At 77.3% G+C, this 6,617-nt stretch carries 4 protein-coding genes; 1 reads left to right on the top strand and 3 read right to left on the bottom strand.

The annotated features are described in order from the left end of the window. Positions 1–2,354: membrane protein (locus VR44_RS33085; protein ID WP_045951328.1), on the top strand; the 2,354-nt coding region annotated here is incomplete at its 5' end. On the opposite strand, the gene VR44_RS33080 is transcribed toward VR44_RS33085, so the two are convergent. From VR44_RS33080 to VR44_RS33070, 3 genes are all read right to left on the bottom strand, one after another. Beyond that, positions 2,305–4,746, bottom strand: a complete 2,442-nt coding sequence (locus VR44_RS33080; RefSeq protein ID WP_045951325.1) for a right-handed parallel beta-helix repeat-containing protein — start codon at positions 4,744–4,746, stop codon at positions 2,305–2,307. The two genes, VR44_RS33085 and VR44_RS33080, sit on opposite strands and share 50 nt — an antisense overlap. 144 nt (positions 4,747–4,890) lie before the next feature. Further along, a complete protein-coding gene (locus VR44_RS33075; protein ID WP_045951327.1) occupies positions 4,891–5,508 on the bottom strand; it encodes an Rv1733c family protein in 618 nt (205 codons plus the stop codon). A gap of 296 nt (positions 5,509–5,804) precedes the next feature. Then, a partial coding sequence (locus VR44_RS33070) for an MOSC domain-containing protein (protein ID WP_045951326.1) occupies positions 5,805–6,617 on the bottom strand: 813 nt, incomplete at its 5' end.

The following is a 6,617-nucleotide window of genomic DNA, read 5'->3' as shown; positions in this document are numbered from 1 at the left end:
GCCTCGAACTGTTCGTGCACGGAGTCGCCGGAGCCGCCCCCGGTGAACTCCTCCGCGATCCGCACCCCGTCCGGGTGACGGGCGACTCCACCGCCGCCGTGTTCCGCCGCGCCGAGGACGCCGACGCCGAGGCCCACCCCGAGCGCTACACCGGGCGGCCCGTCCCGGAGGCCTACTGCTGGTCCCGGCTCACCTCCGGCAACGGCGCCCGCGCCCTGTGGCTGCTGCTCCTGCCCTTCATGGTGGCCAACCTCGCCCACTGGGCCCGCCCCGCCACCGCCCCCGACGGGCCACCGCCCCGCGCCGTGCGCGCGTACGGGCTCCTCGTGCGGCTCCTCGCCCTCAGCCTCACCGTGCTGCTCGTCGCGGCCGCCTGCGAGGTCGCCCTGGACCTCCTCGCCTGGCAGTGCGCGGGCGCCCGGGCCTGTACGGACCCCCGGGGCCGGCTCGCCTTCCTGCGCCCCGGCCGCTGGTGGGCACAGCCGGGGCGGCGCCTCGCACTGGGCGCCCTCGTCCCGGCCGCCCTCACCGGCCTGCTCTGGTTCCTGTCGGCCCGCACCTGGAGCGCCTACGAGTCCCAGCCCCCACCCTCCGACACCTCCGGCCCCTCGGCCCCCGCCGGACACGGCGGCGCCCCGCTCGGCCGGCCCGGGTTCTGGTACGGGCGGCGGATCGTGGCCCGGCTGCGGGCCGCCCACACCGCCGCCGGGCTCCTCACCGCGGCCGTCGCCGTCGCCGCCCCCGCCGTCCGGGAGGACCGCGGATCCGCCGCCACTCCCGCCGGGCTGCTCGCCGCCGGCTGGGCCGTGCAGGTACTGCTGGCGGCCGGGGCGGTGACCGTGCTGTGGGTGGTCTGCCGGCGCGGCCGCACCGAGGCCCGGCCCGACCACCGGCTCGACCGGGCCGCCCTCACCCTGCTGCCCGCCGGCGCCCTGGCCCTGCTGGCCGCCGTCTGCCTCTACGCCGGCTGGTCCCGCCCCGGCTGGACCTCCTCGGGGCGGCTCCCCGGCGACTTCGCCTTCGGGGTGCTGATGCTCGGCCAGGGCGGCTGCGTCCTCGCCCTGGCCCTCGTCGCCCGCCGCCTCCACCGCCGGACGCCGACCCCGGGAGCCGCCCTCGGCGGGCTGGGCGGGCCGGCCGCCGCGCTGCTCGGCTGCGCCCTCGGCGGGGTCATGTCCGGCGGGATCGCCCAGCGCGTGGCCGACTGGCTCGACGGAGCCGCCGCCCCCGGCACGCCCGGGTCACCGCTGCCCGGGCCGCCCGTGCTGCTGTCCTGGCAGGCCTCCGTCCTGCCGCCGTTGCTGCTCGCCCTGGCGCTGGTCGCCGCCGCGGCCGGGATCCGGGCCGCCGTGGCCCGGCGCGGGGCCGCCGCCACCGTCGCCGCCGAGTACCCCGGGGCGGTCCCCGACCCCGACCGCAGCCGGCGCATCGCCGGGGCGCGGGCGGCCGCCGAGCTGACCGACACCGCCCCCTGGTTCGTGGGCGCCGTCTGCCTGGTCACCCTGCTCCTCGGCGCCGGAGCCCTCGCCGGGGCCTGGGCCGGCGGCCGGGTCCCCGCCGAGGCCGCCCGGGACACCCACCCGCTCCTGGCGGCCGCCGCCCGGGCCGCCCAGGACAGCGGATCCTGGCTCATCGGCTTCGCCATGGCCGCCTTCGTCACCCTGGGCCGGCGCGCCTACCGCGACCCCGCCTCCCGCCGCACCATCGGCATCCTCTGGGACGTCGGCACCTTCTGGCCGCGCGCCGCCCACCCCTTCGCCCCGCCCTGCTACGCCGAGCGGGCCGTGCCCGACCTGACCTGGCGGATGACCGGCTGGACCGCCCGCACCGGCGGCAGGCTCGTCATCTCCGGGCACTCCCAGGGCAGCGTGCTCGCGGCGGCGGCCGTCTGGCAGCTGCCGCCCGCCACCCGCCGCCGGGTCGGCCTCCTGACGTACGGCTCACCGCTGGCCCGGCTCTACGGCCGCTGGTTCCCCGCCTACTTCGGCCCCGGACCCCTGGCCGCCCTGCACCGCGACCTCGACTGCTGGCGCAACCTGTGGCGGGCCACCGACCCCATCGGCGGGCCCGTCGGAGTGGACCGGCCCACCGGCGCCGAAGCGGACGGGCCCGTGGACCGGGGGCCGCTGCCCGACCCGGTGGCCTACGGACGCGACCCCCTCCACCCCCTGCCCGCGCCGATCCTGCGGCACGCCGACTACCAGGCCGACCCGGCCTTCACCGCCGAACGCGACGCGCTCCTCGCCCGCCTGGCCGCCGCCCGGCCCGACGCGGGGGAGGGCGCGGGTCTGCCCGTCCAGCGCATCAGCAAGGCGCGGGCAGAGCCGGCAGATCCGCCGGGAACAGCAGGGTGAGCTCGTCCGTCCCCGCCTCCGCCAGCTGCGCCACCCGTCCCGCGTGCCGCTCCACCATCGACTCGAAGGTCTGCCGCGCGGTCCGGCCGTTGCCGAAGGCCGGGCCCTTGGGCAGCTCCGTGAAGTACTCCAGCAGCGCCTGCGCGGTGCCCTCGCCCAGCCGGTACTCGTGCTCCTCCGCCTGCTGCTCCACGATCCGCAGCAGCTCCCGCGGACCGTAGTCGCCGAAGGTGATGGTCCGTGAGAACCTCGACGCCACACCCGGGTTGACCGTCAGGAACCGCTCCATCTCCGCCGTGTACCCGGCGACGATCACCACCACCGCGTCCCGGTGGTCCTCCATCAGCTTCACCAGCGTGTCGATCGCCTCGCGGCCGAAGTCCCGGCCCGAGTCCTCGGGCGCCAGCGCGTACGCCTCGTCGATGAACAGCACCCCGCCCCGCGCCCGCTCGAACGCCTCCTGGGTACGGATGGCAGTGGACCCGATGTGCTCACCCACCAGGTCCACCCGGGACACCTCCACCAGGTGGCCGCGCTCCAGGACGCCCAGGGAGGCCAGGATCTCCCCGTAGAGCCGGGCGACCGTGGTCTTCCCCGTGCCCGGGGAGCCGGTGAAGACCAGGTGCCGGCGCACCGAGGCCGCCTTCAGGCCCGCCTGCTGCCGCCTGCGCCCCACCTCGATCATGTCCGTGAGGGCCCGCACCTCGCGCTTGACGCTGTCCAGCCCCACCAGCGCGTCGAGCTGGCCCAGCACCTCGCCCGCGCCCCGGCCCGCCGGGCCCGCCGCCTCCCGGGGGCGGGGCTCCGGCAGCGGCGCCGCGGCGGCCGCCCCGGGCGGCCGTTCCCCCGGGCCCTGCACGGCCGTCACCGTCCGGGCCCCCGGGCGTGCCCCGGCGCCGGAGGACGCCTCCGCCGCGACCCGGGGGCCCGGCTCGTCACCCGTGCACCCCTCGGCGAGCGGGCCGTCCTCCGCGAACTCGTAGCCCCCGCGGGCGCAGCGCTCGGTGTGGCAGCCGGTGAGCGTGCTGCGGCAGCCGTCGATGACGTGGAAACCGAAACCCGAACTGCCCGTCACCCGGCAGTCGGTGAAGGTGCCCCGGCCGCCCGCCGACACGTAGAACCCGGCCTCGGCCGGGGAGGTGACGGTGACCCGCTCCAGGGCCGGGTCGGCGCCCTTGGTGACGATCACCCCGGTCTGTACGCCGTCGACGGTGCAGTCGGTCACGCTGCCGCCGCTGCCGTGGTCGCGGAACCACGCCCCGGTGCCCGCCTCGCGGATCCGGCAGTCCTCCAGCCTGGCGGTCGCGCCGTCGCTCACGGAGACCGCGGTGTTGCGCACCTGCGCCAGATCACTGTCGACCACGTCGGCACGCGAACCCCGGTCCAGTACGAACAGGGCGTCCGGCACGTCGTGCAGCCGGCAGGACTCCAGGGAGGCGGTGGCCCCGTCGCTGATCCACACCGCGGGGTAGTCGCCCGTACTGTCGTGGATCTCGCAGGACTCGGCCTCCACCCTGGTCCCCGGGTCCCACACCGACAGGCCGTTGCGCCCGAACCGGCGGACGGTGGTGCGGCTGAGGGTGAGCACGGAGCGCGAGCGCAGGTCGACGGCGTTCTCCGGGATGTCGTGGATGTCGCACCCGGCGAGCGCCAGGACCGCATCGGTGTCGAGGGTGACCCCGTCACCGGAGGTGCGGTGCACCGAGCAGTCCGTGAGACGGGCGGCGGCCCGGGCCGCGACCTGCACCCCGCTGCCCTTGATCTCGTACACCTCGCAGCCCAGCGCCTCCAGCCCGGAACCCTCCCCGGTGACGGCGATGCCCGCGCCGATCGCGTGGTGGATCCGGCAGCGCTCCAGCCGGGGGTGCCCGCCGCGCACCGAGAACCCGGCCTGACCGGCGGCGACCACCTCGCACTCCTCGAACACCCCGCCGCCGCCGTCCAGTACGGAGATCCCCACCCCGGCCGGGTTCTCCACGGTGCACCGGCGGACCAGGGGTCGGGCCCCGCCGCGCACCTCGATGCCGGACGCCGAACGGGTGTGCACCCGCAGGTCGCTGAACTCGGGGGAGCCCTCCTCGACGAGCAGCGCGGGCGCGGCCCGGTCCGCCCCCTCGAGGTAGAGGTCCTGAACCACCGCCGAGGCGCGCACGGTCAGCGCGACCCCGTCGAGCGGGGCGATCCGCACCGATCCGGCCGCCGCGCCCTCGGGACCGCGCAGGGTCACGGCATGACGCAGCACCAGGTTCTCCCGGTAGGTGCCGGGGGAGACGGACAGCACGTCGCCGTCGCCCGCCACCGCGAGGGCGGCGGCCAGCGTCGGATACTCACCCGAGCGCCTCCGCCACCGCGAGGCCCCGCCGTGCGTCACCTGGACCGTGCCCTGAACCATCGTGCTGCCGTGCCCCCACCCTCGTACTCGCGCTGCCGGACCGGCCGGAGCGGCTGAAGCGGCCGCGGCCCCTCCCGGGCGCCGAAGCGGCCGGACGGGCCTGCGGTTCCACCGTAGCGCGCGCGGGGCCCGGGAGTTGCCAGGTCAGCTGCCCGCACCCGCCCGGCCCCAGTCGGGCCCGGCCGCCGCCCACGCCCGGTCCAGACGCAAGTACCGCCGATGCATGAGCCTTCGTACGACGAGCCGACGGAGCGTCTCCGCGAGCGCGGCCGAGGTGAGCGCGGCGGCCAGCCCGGCCATGGCGGCGTGGAACGAGGCGGCGCCGGGGTCGAGGGGCTGCCCCACGAGCCGGCCCCGGATGTCGGTCCATATCCGGAACCGGTCGCCCGGGCGCGGCGGTTCCTCCGCCGCCGGTACCGCGCCCTCGTGGCTGGTGCCGTCGGGAGCGGTCCACGAGGCCACGATCGTGGTCCGCGCGGGCGCCGTCCGCTGCGCCGAGGGCTCGCCGCCCCCGTCGGCCGGGGCGGCCGCCGCCACGGCGGGCCGCACCACTACGGCCGGGACGAGGTACCGCTCCTGTCTCTGCTCGGCCGCCGCCCGCTGCAGGATCCCGTCCACCTGGAGGCCGGCGGCCCAGCCGACGGCCGGAGCCACCAGCAGCACGCACACCAGCGCGATGCAGGCCACCCACGCCTCGACGAGGTCGGTCGGCCTGCGCAGCGGATTGCGCCGCCAGCGCCACACACCCATTGCTGTCCGCACGGTCCGGCTCCCCCTGCCCATGCCAGTCTGTGTCTGTCCGCGCGCCCCAGCCTTCCGCATACCCGCGGGACGCGCATTCCGGGACGCGCGGGACGTCCTTCACCCGATCCGGTGCTCCGGCTCCGGCGGGGGTCCGTTCGTCCCGCATGCTCCAACGGCCCCGCGCCGCCGGTTGGTTCCGGCAGGCCGCAGGAGCCCCTCGAAGGTGTCATTCCGCGCGCGAACCCGCCCGCGAGCCCGCGCCCGCCCGGCCGCCGTGGTCAGGGGCGGGGGCGGGGGCGGTGCGGAGCGGGAGGTCAGTCCAGGACGCGCACCTCGTCGCCCACGCGCACCGTGCCCGGGACGACCGGCACCAGCAGGCGCCCGAAGGCGAGGGACTTGCCGATGCGGCGGTGGCGGGCCAGGGTCTGCAGGGGCTCCCGGCCGCGTTCGGCGGTGGCCTGGTCGGTGGTGGTGACGATGCACCGCCCGCACTCGCGCACGCCGCGGAAGACGGCCCCGCCGATCGCGATGCGCCGCCAGCCGTCCTCGGCCCAGGCTTCGAGGGGGCCGTCGACCACCAGGTTCGGGCGGAAGCGGCTCATCGGGAGCGGGCCCTCCTCGGGGTGGTCCCCCTCCGCGATCAGGGCGTTGAGGGCCTCCAGCGAGGCGGTGGTGACCAGCAGCACCGGGTAGCCGTCGGCGAGGCTGACGGTTTCGCCGGGCAGGGCGTAGTCGGGGTCGACGGGACGGCGCACGGCCGGATCGTCGAGGTGGACCAGCCGCGCGGGCACCCCGAGGTAGGAGGTGAACCACTCGGCCGCGGCCGCCGAGGCGACCACCGTGTCGACCTTCTTGCCGAACAGCACGACCGGCTCCAGCGGGCCGGGCTCCGGCACCTCCACGACGAGGTCCGGCATGCCGGGCGCCGACAGGGCGATCCGGCCGCCGGCCAGCGGACGCGACGAGGCCAAGGCCAGCCGCGCCTGCTGGCGTTGGGTGATGACCGTGCCCGTCGGGTCCACCACGGCCCACCGGCGGTCGTCGGCCGGGCCCCAGGGGTCCATGGCCATCGCGTCGGGAGCGGTCCCCCCTACGGATTTGACGGGATGGACGTGGAGGGACTGGAC

It is taken from the genome of Streptomyces katrae (assembly GCF_000966975.1).
Classification (GTDB): Bacteria; Actinomycetota; Actinomycetes; order Streptomycetales; family Streptomycetaceae; genus Streptomyces; species Streptomyces katrae.
This window is presented reverse-complemented; position numbering and strand designations above follow the sequence as displayed.